At 59.7% G+C, this 18,202-nt stretch carries 15 protein-coding genes; 12 read left to right on the top strand and 3 right to left on the bottom strand.

All coding sequences use genetic code 11. The features are described from left to right. The first annotated feature begins 74 nt into the window (after positions 1-74). Entirely contained in the window at positions 75-971 is an 897-nt protein-coding gene (locus tag ACWKV9_RS22455) for a serine hydrolase domain-containing protein (RefSeq protein WP_483838300.1), read from the top strand. Positions 972-1,132: 161 nt separating this feature from the next. On the opposite strand, the gene ACWKV9_RS22450 is transcribed toward ACWKV9_RS22455, so the two are convergent. Then, positions 1,133-1,627, bottom strand: coding sequence for a nuclear transport factor 2 family protein (locus ACWKV9_RS22450; protein WP_483838299.1), 495 nt, complete (start codon positions 1,625-1,627; stop codon positions 1,133-1,135). Positions 1,628-1,675: 48 nt separating this feature from the next. Beyond that, positions 1,676-2,434 (bottom strand): SDR family NAD(P)-dependent oxidoreductase, encoded by a 759-nt coding sequence (locus tag ACWKV9_RS22445; RefSeq protein ID WP_483838298.1) that lies wholly within the window; start codon positions 2,432-2,434, stop codon positions 1,676-1,678. 252 nt (positions 2,435-2,686) lie between these two features. Here ACWKV9_RS22445 and ACWKV9_RS22440 point away from each other — a divergent pair, with 252 nt between their 5' ends. Next, the gene (locus ACWKV9_RS22440) at positions 2,687-4,141 is read left to right on the top strand and encodes an MFS transporter (protein ID WP_483838297.1); all 1,455 of its coding nucleotides are present in this window, start codon (positions 2,687-2,689) and stop codon (positions 4,139-4,141) included. Between the two features lie 14 nt (positions 4,142-4,155). Here the strand turns inward: ACWKV9_RS22440 and ACWKV9_RS22435 are convergent, their stop codons facing one another. Beyond that, complete coding sequence (locus ACWKV9_RS22435; RefSeq protein WP_483838296.1) at positions 4,156-5,007, bottom strand: LysR family transcriptional regulator; 852 nt, start codon at positions 5,005-5,007, stop codon at positions 4,156-4,158. 106 nt (positions 5,008-5,113) lie between these two features. Here ACWKV9_RS22435 and ACWKV9_RS22430 point away from each other — a divergent pair, with 106 nt between their 5' ends. From ACWKV9_RS22430 to ACWKV9_RS22385, 10 genes are all read left to right on the top strand, one after another. Further along, a complete protein-coding gene (locus tag ACWKV9_RS22430; RefSeq protein ID WP_483838295.1) occupies positions 5,114-5,995 on the top strand; it encodes an NAD(P)-dependent oxidoreductase in 882 nt (293 codons plus the stop codon). A 184-nt stretch (positions 5,996-6,179) separates the two neighbouring features. Continuing rightward, the gene (locus tag ACWKV9_RS22425) at positions 6,180-7,094 is read left to right on the top strand and encodes a LysR family transcriptional regulator (protein ID WP_483838294.1); all 915 of its coding nucleotides are present in this window, start codon (positions 6,180-6,182) and stop codon (positions 7,092-7,094) included. A 139-nt stretch (positions 7,095-7,233) separates the two neighbouring features. After that, entirely contained in the window at positions 7,234-8,694 is a 1,461-nt protein-coding gene (locus ACWKV9_RS22420; RefSeq protein ID WP_483838293.1) for a gamma-aminobutyraldehyde dehydrogenase, read from the top strand. A gap of 86 nt (positions 8,695-8,780) precedes the next feature. Beyond that, positions 8,781-9,932, top strand: coding sequence for a putative ABC transporter substrate-binding protein YdcS (gene ydcS, locus ACWKV9_RS22415; protein ID WP_483838292.1), 1,152 nt, complete (start codon positions 8,781-8,783; stop codon positions 9,930-9,932). A gap of 194 nt (positions 9,933-10,126) precedes the next feature. Next, positions 10,127-11,164, top strand: a complete 1,038-nt coding sequence (locus ACWKV9_RS22410) for an ABC transporter ATP-binding protein (protein WP_483838291.1) — start codon at positions 10,127-10,129, stop codon at positions 11,162-11,164. Between the two features lies 1 nt (position 11,165). Continuing rightward, positions 11,166-12,113 (top strand): ABC transporter permease, encoded by a 948-nt coding sequence (locus ACWKV9_RS22405; protein WP_483838290.1) that lies wholly within the window; start codon positions 11,166-11,168, stop codon positions 12,111-12,113. Next, positions 12,103-12,930 (top strand): ABC transporter permease, encoded by an 828-nt coding sequence (locus ACWKV9_RS22400; RefSeq protein ID WP_483838289.1) that lies wholly within the window; start codon positions 12,103-12,105, stop codon positions 12,928-12,930. The genes ACWKV9_RS22405 and ACWKV9_RS22400 overlap by 11 nt, the downstream gene beginning before the upstream one ends. A 148-nt stretch (positions 12,931-13,078) precedes the next feature. Further along, positions 13,079-14,503 (top strand): gamma-aminobutyraldehyde dehydrogenase, encoded by a 1,425-nt coding sequence (locus ACWKV9_RS22395; protein ID WP_483838288.1) that lies wholly within the window; start codon positions 13,079-13,081, stop codon positions 14,501-14,503. A gap of 288 nt (positions 14,504-14,791) precedes the next feature. Further along, positions 14,792-16,276 carry an APC family permease gene (locus ACWKV9_RS22390; protein ID WP_483838287.1) on the top strand — a complete coding sequence of 495 codons (1,485 nt, stop codon included), beginning with the start codon at positions 14,792-14,794 and terminating at the stop codon, positions 16,274-16,276. Between the two features lie 63 nt (positions 16,277-16,339). Further along, positions 16,340-18,202, top strand: a complete 1,863-nt coding sequence (locus ACWKV9_RS22385) for an NAD(P)/FAD-dependent oxidoreductase (protein WP_483838286.1) — start codon at positions 16,340-16,342, stop codon at positions 18,200-18,202.

Raw genomic sequence — 18,202 nt, 5'->3', positions numbered from 1 at the left:
TTTCCACTCCGTTGGACAAGAGTGACTGAGATATCCTGTCGAGCTGTCGTCGCGCTCAAATGCCAAGGAAGCCAATGCTCAGTTCACTCATATCCAATGGTCAGCCCCAACCGTCTGACCGGGCAGACCTGATTGTCCCGTGGTGGAGTTTCACCAAAACGGTCCTGTCCGCGACAGCTTTGTCGTTGGTGCGTGATGGGCTGATTGGATTGGATGCCCCGGTTCTTGATCAGCCTTTCACGTTGCGCCAGCTACTGCGGCATGAGGCAGGTCTGGCCGATTACGGCGAACTTGCGGAGTATCACGCCGCCGTTACGAACGGTCAGCCAGCCTGGTCGGCAGATCAAATGATGCGACGCCTTGACGGTGCTCGGCTTAGATACGATCCCGGAACAGGTTGGCGTTACTCGAATGTCGGCTACTTGCTCATCGGCAGGTTAATTGAACGGCTAACTGATCTGACACTTGATGAAGCGGTGAGTCAACGGGCCCTCTCCCCACTGGGCCTGTCGAACGTTCGCTTTGCAAAAACGCAAGCAGACTTACAACTGACCCATCTTGGAAGCGCCTCAAATTATGACCCCGGCTGGGTTTATCACGGCCTCTTGATCGGCCCAATTTCGCAAGCGGCGATGTTTTTAGATCGCCTCTTCTCCGGTGAGCTTCTTCCCAAGGGCTTGCTTCAGGAAATGCAGACAGCACGAATATTGAGCGGCCCGATTCCTGGGCGCCCATGGGTCACCCCCGGCTATGGCCTTGGTGTGATGCAAGGGTCGGTTGAAGGCGGACATTCCCTATGCGGGCACACCGGCTGCGGGCCAGGCAGTGTCATTGCTGTCTACCGTATTTGCGACGGCGACGCATCGGCTTGTTGCGCTGCCTTTGAGGTCGGGGCCACTGAAGGTGCCGTCGAAGCCATCGTTGTTGAGCAGCTGATGCAAGTTCTGCGTCACGGGTCTGAAGGCGTCTAAGTCCTTTTGGCGTCGGCGTCATGAAAGTATTCGGCAACGGAGGCGGCATAGTTGCGATACGCCCAAGGCTGAGCGGTCATGACGTTGCCGTCGAGCACAATATCAGCTCGCTCGAAAATCATTGCGTCCCGATAACCCGATGCGGCGTCTACCCTGTTGCGTCAGCGCCTGTCGGGTGTGGGCATTACTCCTGCAAATGGCTCATTACCCGCAACAGGCAGCCAGTGTTCCAGAGGGGTGAGGTAGTGAAGTTCGAAGTGTCTTGACAGGAACGCCCATTTACCCTCACGGCGTTCGAATCTGTCGTGATACAGCCCGCTAACCTGCACCGGACCCTTTTCAATGTCATGGAACAGGCAATTAGCGGCGACGGTTCCTGTTGCGACGTCGCCCTCGATCTCGATCAGGGGGTTAGCCATCCAGTGATGCATATGGGGCATCTGTCGCCAGCTGTTTTCAGCCATAGCCAGGATGCCTTCCCGACCGGTAGCGCTCCCGAATCCCGGCAGCGTGAGCGTCGCCTCGGCATGCCAGATTTCCTGCAGAAGCGCCGCATCGATGCGGTCGAATGCGTTCGCGTAGGCGCTGATCAATCGGTCGATTGCGGCGCGGCTTTCCAGGACTTCAAGCCGAGCGATCAGGTTTTCGATATTCATGATGTTCTCTGGTCCTTAAAGCGGGTTCACGAAGGGGTCAACGAGAGATCAGATTTGCGACAGCCCTCCGTCGACCATCAACTCCACGCCGTTCACGTATCTGGCGTCGTCGGAGGCCAAAAAAAGTGCCGCACTGGCAATTTCTTCAGGTTGGGCCATGTAGCCCAACGGCGTGATTTGCTCGACGTATTGGCGCAGTGCGGCGATGTCGCTCTCGCTCATTTTTAGCCCGTTGTCCATCAACGGCGTTCGGGTGAAGCCAGGGCTCAATACGTTCGCGCGAATTTTGCGGTCTTTGAGTTCATTGGCCCATGTGCGTGCAAACGATCGCACCGCCGCTTTGGAAGCGTTGTACAGGCTCAGACCTTCCATGCCGTTGCTGGAGCAGATCGAGGCGGTCAGGACGATGGACGATCCGTCTTTCATCAAGGGCAGGAGCGTTTGAACGCTGAAGAACACGCCCTTCACGTTCACGTCGAACATCGAGTAGTAAGCGGCCTCACTGGTCTCTCCCAGCGGATTTTTTTCACAGATCCCGGCATTGGCGAATACAACGTCCAGTCGGTCGTCTCGCGCCTGGATCATCGCCTTGAGCGCGTCGAGATCCGCCTGGCGCGAGACATCGGAAACCACCCCGACGGCCTTGTCGCCGAGTCTGGCGACCGCTGCCTGCAGCGTGTCCGTTGACCGTCCCGTGATGTAAACGCGTTTGGCGCCCTCGGCGATAAGGGCTTGCGCGATGGCAAATCCGATCCCCGTGGACGCGCCGGTTACGACGGCAACCTGATCGCTGAATTTACCTGACATGTCTGACTCCTCAGTCGTGGATATAGGGGTCGTATTGAACGACCCAGACCCATTGTGAGAGTCATCGGAGCGCGGCGGCACTGACACAAATGAACGTGGGGCGTGCAGTTTCGTAAGGCGAAAGACAAGGCGTGATCTCTTAAATTGAGACCCATCCGCTGGGCGTGAGAAGACGAGTGGATACGCCTTCTGGACAAAAGCCCGGCCCTTCACTTGCATTGGAAACCGAGGGTTTCACACAGGATGCCTGCCATGTCCCCCATTGAAATCGTAGCGCCCGAGCCCCGGCGATGGTTGATGTTCGCCATCTTGCTCGTAGGTGCGTTTCTGCCGCCCCTGGATTTTTTTATCGTTAACGTCGCGCTGCCCTCGATACAGGAAGATCTGGGTACCGGGTCCTCTGCCGAGCAACTGGTGATCTCTTCCTATGCGACGCTTTACGCCGTGACGCTGATTACCGGCGGGCGACTCGGCGATCTGTACGGTCGCGGGCGGATGTTCTTCCTCGGCTTGCTGGGCTTCGCCGCCGCGTCGCTGATGTGCGGTCTGGCGGCTTCGCCCTGGACTCTCATCCTCGGACGAGCCTTGCAGGGCGTGACCGCCGCCGTGATGGCCCCTCAGGCGCTCGCCTCGGTGCAGGCGATTTTCCCGGCATCGGAAAGACCATTGGCATTGAGTCTGTACGGGGCCGTGTTTGGTCTGGCGTCTGTGATCGGTCAGGCGCTGGGCGGCGTTTTGATTGCGGTCGACGTGTTGGGCATGGGGTGGCGCGCGATATTTCTGGTCAACCTGCCGATCGCATTGCTGGTCATTGCGTTCGGCATCCCTGTGCTCAAAGAAACCCGTGCGTTGCACGCGAGCAAGCTGGATCTGGTGGGCACGGCCTTGTCGATGCTGACCCTGACCGCCCTGGTCGTGCCGTTGATTGAAGGCCGCGAAGCGGGATGGCCATTGTGGGCGTGGCTGTCGCTCGCCGCTGCCCCTGTGCTGGCGGTAGGGTTCTGGCGATACGAGACCCGCTTGCACCTCGCCGGCGGCACCCCGGTCCTCGACCCAGCAGCACTGAAAGCGCCTGGCCTGGGCCGAGCGTTACTGGTCGCGCTGTGCTTCTACGCAATCGGTGTGTTTTTCCTGTTGTTTTCGATGTACGTGCAAGGCGCACTGCACATGACTGCGCTGAATGCTGGCCTTATCTTTTTGCCATTCGGCGCGGGATTCCTGCTCGGTCCGCTTTCGGTTCCAGGGCTAAGACACGTGCTCGGGGCCTATGTGAACCCCGTGGGCATGGCACTGGAAGTCGTCGGATTTCTTTGGCTGGGCTGGCTTGTATCGGTGACGCCGACCACTCTCGCCCCGCCCTTCACGTCCCTGACCGCCATCCTGTTCCTGATCGGGTTCGGACAAGGGTTGGCCCTGCCGACGTTGATGCGCATGGTCACGGGCCGGGTCGCGCCAGCGTATTCCGGAATGATCGCCGGCATCACCAGCGCAACGCTGCAAATCAGTACATCACTGAGCGTCGCATTGATCGGCGGCGTTTTTTATACCTTGCTGGGGGATCAGGCAACGGCGTTCAGCATCACTCACGCTTTCACGATCTCGGTTCTGTGCATCGCCGCCTGCCTGGCCGTGGGAGCGGCGGTGAGCCTGACGTTAGCGCGGCAGTCAGCACCGGTGTCGGAGGTGTCGGCTGTTCGCTCGACCTGAGCGGCTTCAACGTTCTACCCGGAGCCGATCATGCTGGAGGCAAGGTCGGCCAACGCCCGCAGACGGTCCATCTGGCGCATATCCTGGTGATATCCCATCCAGATGTCCCGCCCTGGCGGCGGCTGGTCATCATCCAGCAGCCGCAGTCCCGACACTGAGTCGCCAAGAACGCGGGGCAATACGGCAACGCCAAGCCCCTTCGCGCACATCTGCGCCTGAACGGTCCGGCTGCTGCTGGTAAACACGGTGCGGGCCAGCGGATAGCGCTGCTGCAGCCATTGCACGTCCGGGTAATGCGCTTGGGCGATGTTCATCAGGATCAGGCCAAGGCCTTCGCCATCCGATTGGGGCGCCGGGGCGTGCAAGGCGGCGTACAGTCCGTACGGCAGGGTCGTCAGCTTGCGGTGGACGATATCGGGTTCGGTGAAGGGTACGATCCGGAAGGCAATGTCGGCATCCCGGCGGGCAAGGTCGAACAGCCGATGTCCGGCAATGACTTCGGGGACGATCAACGGATACCGTCGCACCAGTTCACTCACGACCGGCGACAACACATGACAGGCGAACCAGTCGGCTGAGGAGATGCGCAACAGGCCTTCCGGTTGATCACCATGCCCCGCCAGACGACGCTCGATAGCCAGAGCGCTGTGTTCCATGTCCTGGGCCAGACTGAGAATCCTCTCACCACTGTCGGTGAGCACCAACCCTTGGGCGGTCCGCAGAAAAAAGGCTTGCCCACTGCTTTGCTCAAGCACCTGCAAGCGCCGCCCTACGGTCGGGTGACTGACCCCCAACTGCCTGGCTGCGCCGCCCAGCGAGCCACTGCGGGCAATCGCCAGAAAGATCCGCATGTCACTCCAGTCCATGCCTCACCTCGTACAAAAATGAACGGTGAGGTTGCAACAATGGCAGTCCCGCAGCAATCCCCCTAGCCACATACTTTGAGGCCAACAACAGCAACAGGGCTTCAATATGAACATCGGATTTATCGGAACGGGCAGCATGGGGCGCGCCATCATTCCCCTGCTTATCGAAGCCGGGCATCGCGTCTCAGCGTGGAACCGTAGTCAGGAAGCGTTGGCGGAGCTGGAGGGCGTGCACGTCCTCGCAAGCCCCGCCGCCGCATTCCAGCAGGACGTCGTCATCAGCATGCTCGCCGATGATCACGCTGTCAGAGCGGTGCTGTTAGCGTCCGGAATTTTGGACCGTGCGGACAAAGGCTGTATCCACATTGTGATGTCGACGCTCTCTCCGCCGCTGATGCAAGAGCTTCAAACCCTTCATCACGTCATCGGCATCCCGTTGGTCGCGGCGCCGGTGTTCGGTGTGCCCGCGGTGGCGGCAAGGGGCGAATTGAACATCATGGCTGCCGGGTCGCCAACCGCAATCGCGGCCGTACAGCCCCTCTTCGACGTGCTGGGAAAAAAGACCTGGCGGATGGGTGATGAACCCGTCCATGCGTGCATTGCGAAGATCGCCGGCAACTTGATGATCACCCAGGCCATCCAGTCGCTCGGTGAAGCCAGCGCTCTGGCCGGGCGTCATGGACTGAGTCCGGCCACTTTCGTTGATCTCATGACCCAGACCCTGTTTGCCTCGCCCAGCTATCAACGCTATGGACAGAACATCGTCAATGGCTCTTTCGAACCAGGGTTTAAATTGTCGTTAGGTCTCAAGGACGTCAATCTGGCCATCGAGGCGGCCCATCGGGTGAACCTGGAATTGCCCGCAGCAGACGCGGTACGGGCGAACATGACGGCGGCCGTGGCTCGAGGGCTGGGGCACAAGGACTGGTCGATTTTCGCTACCGAAGTCAACGCTTCTTCATCCGTCCAGATAGCAGATCAATCATGAAACGGCACCGACATCCTCTTCACCTCGACGTTGAGCAAGCCTGACTTCACCGATGGATCGTCCGAAGCCTTTGTAAGGACATGCAGCATCAGTATCGCTTTTCGTACCCGGCGCTTCAGGCCATCGATTAAAAAGATATACACTCGGCGAAATCTATAAAAACAGCCCACCGGGTGATTTCCCCATGATGACTCTGCGTCAGATCCGTCACTTCATTGCTGTCGCCGAAACCGGGTCGATCTCGGCTGCGGCCCAGGCGGTGTACATTTCCCAATCGACATTAACCCTGGCGATTCAGCAATTGGAACAGGACATCGGTGTCAGCCTGTTCCATCGCCACGCCAAGGGCATGACCCTCACCCACCAGGGCCATCAGTTCCTGCGCCAGTCGCATCTGATTCTGGCCACAGTTGATAATGCCAAGCGCAGCCTTCAGCAGAGCACCGATCAGGTCGCAGGACAGCTGATCATTGGCGTCACCAGCCTTGTGGCCGGTTACTACCTCGCGGATTTACTGACCCGATTCCAGCGCGCGTACCCAAACGTCGAAATCCGCGTGATGGAAGATGAACGCCCCTACATCGAACACCTGTTGGTCAGCGGTGAAATCGATGTCGGCGTGCTGATTCTATCCAATCTGGAAGACCGCCACGCGCTGCAGACCGAGGTGCTGACGCATTCGCCCCATCGCTTGTGGTTGCCCGCTCAGCACCCGCTGCTGGACCGGGACAGCATCAATCTGGCCGATGTCGCACGCGAACCGTTGATTCAGCTCAACGTCGATGAAATGGACCGCAACGCTCAGCGGCTGTGGTGCGGAGCGGGTTTGCAGCCGCGCATTACGTTGCGCACAGCCTCAACCGAGGCGGTACGCAGCTTGGTCGCCGCTGGACTTGGCGTGTCGATTCAGCCCGACATGACCTACCGCCCCTGGTCACTCGAAGGCGACATCATCGAGGCTCGACCGCTCGCGGACCTCAATCAGACCCTGGATGTTGGTCTGGCATGGCGCCGGGGCACCGCGCGGCCTGCTTTGGTCGACCCTTTCTTGACCGTCGCCCGCGAGCAACCCCAATCCGGTCGCAAGCTATCTATTTAATCGAACGCTGGTTTCGGTATTTAGTATTTGCCGACCTCAACGCCGCGCTTTAGCCTCTGTCCTCATAAATGAAGAGGTCAGGCTCAAGCCGCAAGCGCAAGGCAGCAACCTGACCCTATAACAAGAGAGAATCCGAAAAATGGCCGCCACCCAGCCCTCTTTCTTCACCGCTTTATTGATCGATGGCGAATTAGTCGCAGGTCAGGGGTTTGTCGAGCCGATACTCAATCCGGCTACCGGCGAAATACTCACCCATATCGCCGAGGCCACCACCGAGCAGGTGGAAAGCGCCGTTCAGGCCGCCCACCGTGCGCTGGCCGGGTGGTCGCGGACCACGCCACAGCAACGTTCGAACATTTTGCTGGCTATCGCCGACGTCATAGAAAAACAAGCCGACCACCTTGCCAGTCTGGAATCGCTGAACTGCGGCAAGCCACTGCATCTGGCGCGTCAGGATGATTTGAATGCGACTGTCGACGTATTCCGGTTTTTCGCCGGAGCGGTACGTTGCCAAACGGGTCAGCTGAGCGGCGAATACTTGCCCGGCTACACCAGCATGGTCCGCCGTGATCCGATTGGCGTGGTCGCCTCCATCGCGCCATGGAATTACCCGATCATGATGGCCGCCTGGAAAATCGCACCCGCTCTGGCCGCAGGCAATACGCTGGTGTTCAAGCCATCGGAACACACCCCGCTGTCCATTCTGGCCCTGGCACCGGCGCTCGCCGAATTACTGCCGCGTGGGGTCATCAACATCATCTGCGGTGGCGGTGAAGGCGTCGGCAGCCACTTGGTCAGCCACCCGAAAGTGCGAATGGTCTCGCTGACGGGCGATATCGTCACCGGGCAGAAAATCCTTCAGGCGGCTGCAAAAACCCTGAAGCGAACCCACCTTGAACTCGGCGGCAAAGCGCCGGTGATCGTCTGCAACGACGCCGACATTCAAGCCGTGGTCGACGGCGTGCGCAGCTACGGATATTACAACGCCGGTCAGGACTGCACCGCAGCGTGCCGGATTTACGCCCAGGCCGGAATTCATGATCGCCTGGTTGCCGAACTCGGTGCCGCAGTCAGCAGTTTGCGCTTTGCCAGCAAACGCGATGCCGACAACGAAATCGGGCCGCTGATCAGTTCTCGCCAGCGCGACCGCGTGGCCAGTTTCGTGGAGCGCGCCCTTGGCCAACCGCACATCGAGCGCGTGACCGGCGCAGCGGTACACTCCGGCGCGGGCTTCTACTACCAGCCCACCCTGCTCGCCGGTTGCAAACAGAGTGACGAAATCGTCCAGCGCGAAGTGTTCGGCCCTGTGGTCACCGTGACCCGTTTTGAAGAACTGGAACAAGCGGTGGACTGGGCGAACGATTCCGAATACGGCCTGGCGTCATCGGTCTGGACCCAGAACCTGGACAAGGCCATGCAGATCGCGTCCCGCTTGCGGTACGGCTGCACCTGGATCAATAGCCATTTCATGCTGGTCAGCGAAATGCCCCACGGCGGACTGAAACGCTCGGGGTATGGCAAGGACCTGTCCAGCGACTCGCTTCAGGATTACAGCGTGGTGCGGCACATCATGGCGCGTCACGGCAGTGATCTGAAATAGCGAACAACGCTGATAACTCGCCTGACAGGCATGGCTTCACCCCGCTCAAAACTGCCCAGACCATAATAAAAGAAGAGGGAAACCCAATGTTCGTGCACAAGACAGCGCTGATCAGTGCAATCGCCACCGCACTGTTGACCAGTGCCAGCCTGCAGGCTGCCGAATCGCTGCAAGCTGTCGGCGCCGGTGAAGGCCAGCTGGATATCGTCGCCTGGCCTGGCTACATCGAACGTGGCGAGAGCGACAAGAATTACGATTGGGTGACCGGTTTCGAGAAAGAGTCCGGCTGCAAGGTCAACGTCAAGACGGCCGCGACCTCCGATGAAATGGTCAGCCTCATGGCCAAGGGCGGTTACGACCTGGTCACCGCATCTGGCGATGCCTCCCTGCGCCTGATCGGCGGCAAGCGTGTACAGCCGATCAACACGGCGCTGATCCCCAACTGGAAGAACATTGACCCACGTCTCAAGGATGCGCCTTGGTACGTGGTCAACAACCAGGTTTACGGCGCTCCCTATCAGTGGGGGCCCAACGTGCTGATGTACAACACCAACGTATTCAAGCAGGCGCCTGCCAGCTGGAGCGTGGTGTTCGAGGCGCAAAACCTGCCGGACGGCAAGCCCAACAAGGGTCGCGTGCAGGCCTATGACGGTCCGATTTACATCGCTGATGCGGCGCTGTACCTCAAGTCCAGCAAACCGGAACTGGGCATCCAGAACCCTTTTGAACTGACTGAAACCCAGTACGCCGCCGTGCTGGAAGTGCTGCGCCAGCAGCAACCGCTGATCCACCGGTACTGGCATGACACCACGGTGCAGATGAGCGATTTCAAAAACGAAGGCGTCGTAGCATCTGGAGCATGGCCGTATCAGGTCAACGGCCTGACCAACGAGAAACAGCCGATCGCTTCAACCATCCCCAAGGAAGGCGCGACTGGCTGGGCCGACACCACCATGCTTCACACCGATGCCAAGCACCCGAACTGCGCGTACAAATGGATGGATTGGTCACTACAGCCTAAGGTTCAAGGCGACGTAGCGGCCTGGTTCGGGTCGTTGCCGGCAGTTCCGGCGGCCTGCAAAAGCAGCGAATTACTCGGTGCTGAAGGCTGCAAAACGAACGGTTTTGAGCAGTTCGACAAAATCGCGTTCTGGAAAACTCCCCAGGCCGAGGGCGGCAAGTTCGTGCCGTACAGTCGCTGGACCCAGGATTACATCGCGATCATGGGCGGTCGCTGATCGCTTCGGCCTACTAACATCTGTAGGGGCGCTTGCCCGCGATAGCGTTTTTGTCAGTCAACGCAAATAGCACAGACCGATCGCTATCGCGGGCAAGCGCGCTCCTACAGTGATGGCACCCTTTTCAGACGTAAGCGTTTCGCTTCACCCGACGCCCCGCCGCGAAGGTGTTCGTTTTCAATCGAGGTCTCCCCATGTCCCTTGCAGTCCAGTTCACCCACGTTTCCCGGCACTTCGGCGAGGTGAAAGCCGTTGACCGTGTGTCCATCGATATTCAGGACGGCGAGTTTTTTTCCATGCTCGGCCCCTCCGGTTCGGGCAAGACCACCTGCCTCCGTCTGATTGCCGGTTTTGAGCAACCCAGCGCTGGGTCGATCCGCATTCATGGCCAGGAAGCCGCCGGTCTGCCGCCCTATCAGCGTGACGTGAACACGGTGTTCCAGGATTACGCGCTGTTCCCGCACATGAATGTGCGCGACAACGTGGCCTACGGCCTGAAGGTCAAGGGCGTCGGCAAGACCGAACGTCTGAACCGGGCGGAAGAAGCGCTTGGCATGGTCGCCCTTGGCGGTTACGGCGATCGCAAGCCGGTACAACTGTCAGGCGGTCAGCGCCAGCGTGTGGCCCTGGCCCGCGCGTTGGTAAATCGCCCTCGCGTGCTGCTGCTGGACGAACCCCTCGGCGCCCTCGATTTGAAACTGCGCGAGCAGATGCAAAGCGAGCTGAAGAAGCTGCAACGCCAGCTCGGTATCACCTTTATCTTCGTCACCCACGACCAGACCGAAGCGCTCTCGATGTCGGACCGTGTGGCAGTGTTCAACAAGGGCCGCATCGAGCAGGTCGACACGCCGCGCAACCTCTACATGAAACCGGCCACCACGTTCGTCGCCGAATTCGTCGGTACCTCCAATGTGATTCGTGGCGATCTGGCGCGGCAGTTGAGCGGCAATCCTCAGCCGTTTTCGATTCGTCCGGAACACGTGCGTTTCGCCGAAGGCCCCCTGGCCAGCCACGAGATCGAAGTCAGCGGCTTGCTGCACGACATTCAGTACCAAGGCAGCGCCACCCGCTATGAAGTGATGCTCGAAAGCGGCCAGACGCTAAACATCAGCCAGGCCAATACCCAATGGATGGACGTCAATGCCCGGCATCAGACAGGGCAACGCATCAGCGCGCGCTGGGCACGCGAAGCCATGATCCCGTTGCATGACACCGTCGCAGGCGGGGTGTGAGATGAACACCGTGGCTATCACTCAAACCCCGGTCGGCGGCTCGCCACTGCGCAGTTTCGCCAACCTGTTATATCGCCGGCCCAATCTGTACCTGTCGTTTCTGCTGGTGCCGCCGCTGCTGTGGTTCGGTGCGATCTACCTTGGATCGTTGCTGATGCTTCTATGGCAGGGCTTCTACACGTTCGATGACTTCACCATGGCGGTGACGCCTGACCTGACACTGGCGAACTTTGCAGCGCTGTTTCAGCCATCGAACTTCGACATCATTCTGCGCACCCTGAGCATGGCCATCGTCGTTTCGATTGCCAGCGCTATCGTCGCGTTCCCGATTGCCTACTACATGGCACGCTATACCACTGGCAAGACCAAGGCGTTTTTCTACATCGCGGTGATGATGCCGATGTGGGCCAGTTACATCGTCAAGGCCTACGCCTGGACCTTGCTGCTGGCCAAGGGCGGCGTGGCGCAATGGTTCGTTCAGCACCTGGGTCTGGAGCCGGTATTGCAATTCATCCTAGGCATCCCCGGTGTCGGTGGCAGCACCTTGTCGACCTCGCATCTGGGCCGTTTCATGGTGTTTGTTTACATCTGGTTGCCGTTCATGATTCTGCCGATCCAGGCCTCTATCGAACGCTTGCCGCCATCGCTGCTGCAAGCCTCCGCAGACCTGGGGGCCAGGCCGCGCCAGACGTTCATGCAAGTGATTCTGCCGTTGTCGATTCCGGGCATTGCCGCCGGCTCGATCTTCACCTTTTCCTTGACCTTGGGCGACTTCATCGTGCCGCAACTGGTGGGCCCACCGGGTTACTTCGTGGGCAGCATGGTCTACGCGCAGCAAGGTGCAATCGGCAACATGCCGATGGCTGCGGCCTTCACCCTGGTGCCGATTGTGTTGATCGCCGTTTACCTGTCCATCGTCAAACGCATGGGGGCCTTCGATGCGCTCTAAGCCAGAAAAAAATCTCGACCAAGCATCCTTAGGCTTGAAACTGGCGGCCTGGGGCGGGTTGGTGTTCTTGCACTTCCCGATCCTGATCATCTTCATGTACGCCTTCAACACCGAAGAAGCGGCGTTCAGTTTCCCGCCCAAGGGTTTCACGCTGCACTGGTTCACCGTGGCCTTCTCGCGGCCCGACGTGCTGCAAGCAATCAAGCTCTCGGCGCAGATCGCCGCCATCGCCACGCTGATCGCCATGGTGCTCGGCACGCTGGCTTCGGCAGCGTTGTATCGGCGTGACTTCTTTGGCAAGCAAGGTATTTCGCTGATGCTGATCCTGCCCATCGCGTTGCCCGGAATCATCACCGGCATCGCGCTGCTGGCGACATTCAAGACGCTGGGGATCGAGCCTGGGATGTTCACCATCATCGTCGGCCACGCGACCTTCTGTGTGGTGATCGTCTACAACAACGTTATCGCCCGCTTGCGTCGTACCTCTTACAGCCTGATCGAGGCATCGATGGATCTGGGCGCCGATGGCTGGCAGACCTTCCGCTACATCGTCCTGCCGAGTCTGGGTTCGGCGTTGCTGGCGGGCGGCATGCTGGCGTTTGCACTGTCGTTCGACGAGATCATCGTCACCACCTTCACCGCAGGCCATGAGCGCACCCTGCCCCTGTGGCTGCTCAACCAGCTCAGCCGCCCACGGGACGTGCCGGTGACCAACGTCGTAGCGATGCTGGTGATGATGGTGACCATGCTGCCGATCCTCGGCGCCTACTACCTGACCCGTGGCGGCGAAAGCGTTGCGGGCAGTGGCGGTAAATAAACCCCGTCACCCGCCGAGGCGAACACAAACACTGTAGGAGCGCGCTTGCCCGCGATAGCGTTGTGTCAGCAACGCAACTATCACAGACCGAGCGCCATCGCGGGCAAGCGCGCTCCTACAGTCAAAAATCGACCAAAAGGACCCACTCATGCAAACCAAACTCCTGATCAACGGCCGACTGGTCGACGGCGAAGGTGCCGCCCAACCGGTGTTCAACCCCGCTCTAGGTGAGGTGCTGGTAGAAATCAACGAAGCCAGCGAAGCCCAGGTCGATGCTGCCGTGCGGGCCGCCGACAATGCCTTCGAACACTGGTCGCAGACCACACCGAAAGATCGCTCGTTGCTGCTGCTCAAGCTCGCCGACGCCATCGAAGCCCATGGCGAAGAGCTCGCCAGACTGGAATCGGATAACTGCGGCAAGCCGTACAACTGCGCGCTGAACGACGAAATCCCGGCGATTGCCGATGTGTTCCGCTTCTTCGCTGGCGCCAGCCGCTGCATGAGTGGTTCGGCGGGCGGCGAATACCTGGCCGGTCACACCTCCATGATCCGCCGCGACCCGGTGGGTGTTATCGCGTCCATCGCGCCGTGGAACTACCCGCTGATGATGGTTGCCTGGAAAATCGCCCCGGCCCTGGCCGCCGGCAATACCGTGGTACTCAAACCTTCAGAACAAACGCCGCTGACAGCTCTGCGTCTGGCGGAGTTGGCGTCGGAAATCTTCCCGGCTGGGGTGCTCAACCTGGTATTCGGCCGCGGACCTACGGTGGGCAGCCCATTGGTCACTCATGCAAAAGTGCGCATGGTCTCGCTGACCGGCTCGATCCCTACCGGTTCGCACATCATTTCCAGCACCGCCGACAGCGTCAAACGCATGCACATGGAGCTGGGTGGCAAGGCGCCGGTGATCATCTTCGACGACGCCGATATCGATGCTGCCGTGGAAGGCATTCGTACGTTCGGTTTCTACAACGCTGGCCAGGACTGCACCGCTGCCTGCCGTATCTACGCTCAGGAAGGCATCTACGAACGCTTCGTTGAGAAGCTCGGCGCGGCGGTCAGCACCATCAAGTCGGGTTTGCAGGATGATCCTTCGACCGAGCTGGGCCCGCTGATCACCGCTCAACATCGCGACCGAGTGGCAGCACTGGTCGAACGCGCCGTGGCGCAACCTCACATCCGCCTGATCACTGGCGGCAAGGCGGTCGCAGGCAAGGGCTTCTTCTTTGAACCCACTGTCCTGGCCGATGCTCAGCAAGATGACGAGATCGTCCGTCAGGAAGTATTCGGGCCGGTGGTGTCGGTGACCAAATTCACCGATGAAGCACAGGTGCTGGCCTGGGCCAACGATTCGAATTACGGCCTGGCATCGTCGGTCTGGACCTCGGATGTGGGTCGCGCGCATCGCCTTTCTGCACGCTTGCAGTACGGCTGCACCTGGGTGAATACCCACTTCATGCTGGTCAGTGAAATGCCCCACGGCGGTCAGAAAATGTCCGGTTACGGCAAGGACATGTCCATGTATGGGCTTGAGGACTACACCACCGTGCGCCATGTGATGTTCAAGCACTGAATTGACGCTACCCGATTGTAGGAGCGTGGCTGGTCCCGCGATCGGCCGGGAACCGGTCGTAAAACCTGCAAATGCGGTGTGTCGGTAACACCGTAGCGCTTGTTCTTGCGACCGCTGCGCACTCGATCGCGGGACAAGCTGCGTCCCTACAGGGAAAGCGTTGCACTTTAAAAGGCTTTAAACCGCGACTGTTTTTAAAACAAAAAACACCGATCCGGGCTGGGCCGTCATGGCCCCGCCACGGGTTCGGACATCCGAAATCTGCCGATTTTCCGGAGCTGACCAACCATGAGTGCATCACCTGATCTTCCTTCAGCCGTTGCCGACAGCGATGCCGAGCAATTGCGCAAACTGGGCTACACCTCGAACTTCAATCGCAGCATGAGCCTCTGGGAAAACTTCGCCCTGGGCTTCACTTACCTGTCGCCGGTGGTCGGCGTCTACACCCTGTTCGGCCTGTGCCTGGCTGCCGGTGGGCCGCCGATGTTCTGGGCTTACTTGCTGGTCGGTTGCGGGCAACTGCTGGTGTGCTTGATCTTCGGTGAAGTGGTTTCGCAGTTCCCGATTTCCGGTGGGGTCTACCCTTGGGCCCGCCGTCTGGTGGGCAAGCGCTGGGCGTGGATGGTCGGCTGGATCTACTCTATCGCCCTGTGCGTGACCATTGCCGCCGTTGCCGTCGGTGCTGGCCCGTATATGGCGGCGATGATGGGCTTCGAACCGAGCAATAACACCAACATCATCATCGCGCTGGTGCTGACGCTGTTCGCGACACTGGTCAACCTCAGCGGCACCAAGGTGCTGGCGCGCATTGCCATGTTCGGCTTTCTCTGCGAGCTGGTGGGCGCGGTGATTGTGGGCGTGTACTTGCTGGTATTTGAACGTCATCAGCCGCTCAGCGTGTTGTTCAACACCTTCGATATCCGCGTCGATGGCTCCTACCTGCCGGCCTTTCTGACGGCGTCGCTGGCCGGGATGTTCCTCTACTACGGTTTCGAGGCATGCGGTGACGTCGCCGAAGAAACCCCCAACCCGAGCAAGCAGATTCCCATAGCCATGCGCATGACCATCTACATCGGTGGTATCGCAGCGATGTTTGCCTGTCTGGCGCTGATTCTCGCGGTGCCGGACATGCAAGCGGTGATAAACGGCACCGACAAAGACCCGGTCACCACCATCCTCAATAACGCTTTCGGACCCACAGGCTCGAAAGTGGTGATGGGCGTGGTGATGATTTCCTTCATCTCCTGCGTCATCAGCCTGCAAGCAGCAGCCAGCCGATTGCTCTATTCCTACGCGCGGGACGAGATGGTCATCGGCAGCGCGCTGCTGAAGAAGATTTCGCCTACGACACAGGTTCCTGTTGCCGCACTGTTCGTTTCCGGTGTCCTTCCGGCGCTTATTATTGTGCTGGGTTTCTTTCTGCAGGATGCGGTGGCGACCATCGTCAGTTTTGCGGCCATCGGTATTTACCTGGCGTTCCAGATGATCGTGCTCGCTGCGCTTTACGCGCGTGCGCGGGGCTGGAAACCCAGTGGCAAGTTCACCCTCGGCGCCTGGGGCCTGCCGGTGAACATCGGCGCGCTGGTCTACGGCGTCGGCGCCATCATCAACATGGCCTGGCCGCGCACCCCGGATGCTGCGTGGTACATCAACTACGCCATGGTCTTGAGCACCGCTGTCGTCATTGGTATTGGCTTGCTTTACATGCTGATCGCCAAACCCTACGACCACGGCAACGCACCTGCGGGCGACGCCTGGAAAGTCAGCCGGTAACGGCACCCTCCCCTGGCGCCGTATGCAGTGCCGGGGGCTTATAACAACAATCAAGGAACCCTTATGGATATCACTCGCCGCGACTTCCTCAACGGCGTCGCTATTACCATCGCTGCCAGTATGACCCCGCTGCAAATCCTCCAGGCCGCTCCCGATGGCCGCTACTACCCCCCGGCGCTGACCGGCATGCGCGGCAACCACGTCGGCTCTTTCGAAGTCGCGCACCAGATGGGATGGGAGAAGAAGGCCTTCGACACCGATAAGCTGCCTGTTAGTGAAGAGTACGACCTGGTAGTCGTCGGCGGTGGTCTGAGCGGACTGTCGGCGGCGTGGTTCTACCGTGAGAAACATCCGCAAGCGCGCATCCTGATTCTGGAAAACCACGATGACTTCGGTGGTCACGCCAAGCGCAACGAGTTCTCCGCTGGCGGCCGGATGATCATCGGCTACGGCGGCAGCGAGGCTTTCCAGTCACCGAACCACCTGTACAGCAAGCAGGTGAATGGGCTGCTGAAAAAACTCGGGGTCAACATCAAACGCTTCGAGACTGCTTTTGACCGCCAGTTCTATCCGAATCTGGGCCTGTCGCGCGGGGTGTTCTTCGACAAGGAAAACTTCGGCGAAGACAAACTGGTCAGCGGCGATCCGACGCCCATGGTCGCTGACGACATCGCGCCGGACCAACTGCACGCTCGCACCATCACCGATTTCATCAACGACTTCCCGTTACCGGAAGCCGACCGTCAGGCGCTGATCGCCCTGCACGTCGCACCCAAAGATTACCTGGCCGGTAAAACCACTGCTGAAAAGACCGCGCACCTGGAAGCCACCAGCTATCGCGACTTCCTGCTCAAGGATGTCGGTCTGTCTGCTGGCGCAGTGAAATACTTCCAAAGCCGCACCAACGACTTCATGGCCTTGAGCATTGACGCTGTGGCCTCCTACGACGCCTATAACGTGGGCTTCCCCGGTTTCAGCGCGATGAATCTGGAACCGATCAGCGAAGAATCCCAAGCGGAAATGGAAGAACCCTACATCTACCACTTCCCCGACGGTAATGCCTCGCTGGCTCGCTTGCTGGTGCGCAGCCTGATCCCCAGCGTGGCACCTGGGCACAATATGGAAGACATCGTTCTGGCATCGTTCGACTACGCCAAACTGGACCAGCCCAAGGCCCCGGTACGCCTACGCCTGAACAGCACCGCGGTCAGCGTGCGTAACGTCGGCGCCGGGGTGAACGTCGGTTACAGCCGTGGCGGCCAGCTCAGCCAGGTGCGTGGCAAGCACTGCATCATGGCCTGCTACAACATGATGATTCCCTATCTGCTGCGCGACCTGCCCGCCGACCAGGCCCACGCCCTGAGCCAGAACGTAAAATTCCCACTGGTCTACACCAAGGTGGTGATCCGTAACTGGGAGTCGTTCCAGAAACTGGGCGTCCACGAAATCTACGCGGCGACCCAGCCCTACAGCCGCATCAAGCTCGACTACCCGGTGAGCATGGGCGGCTATGAACACCCGCGCGACCCGAAAAAACCGATCGGCCTGCACATGGTCTATGTGCCTACCAGCCCGGACAGCGGCATGAACGCACGCGACCAGGCCCGCGCTGGCCGTGCTCGCCTCTATGGGCAAACCTTCGAAATGCTTGAAGCGCAACTGCGCGATCAGTTGCAACGCATGCTGGGCCCCGGCGGTTTCAATCACCAGACCGACATCCTGGCCATCACCGTCAACCGCTGGTCACACGGCTATGCTTACTTCTCCAACACCCTGTTCGACGACGCCGATGAGAGTGAAAAGCTGATGAACCTGTCGCGCAAGCCTGTAGGCCGCGTCAGCATCGCCAACTCGGATGCGGCATGGAGTGCCTATGCCCATGCCGCGATTGATGAGGCGTATAGGGCAGTCAAGGAAGTGAGCTAA

It is taken from the genome of Pseudomonas corni, assembly GCF_057128765.1.
This window is presented reverse-complemented; position numbering and strand designations above follow the sequence as displayed.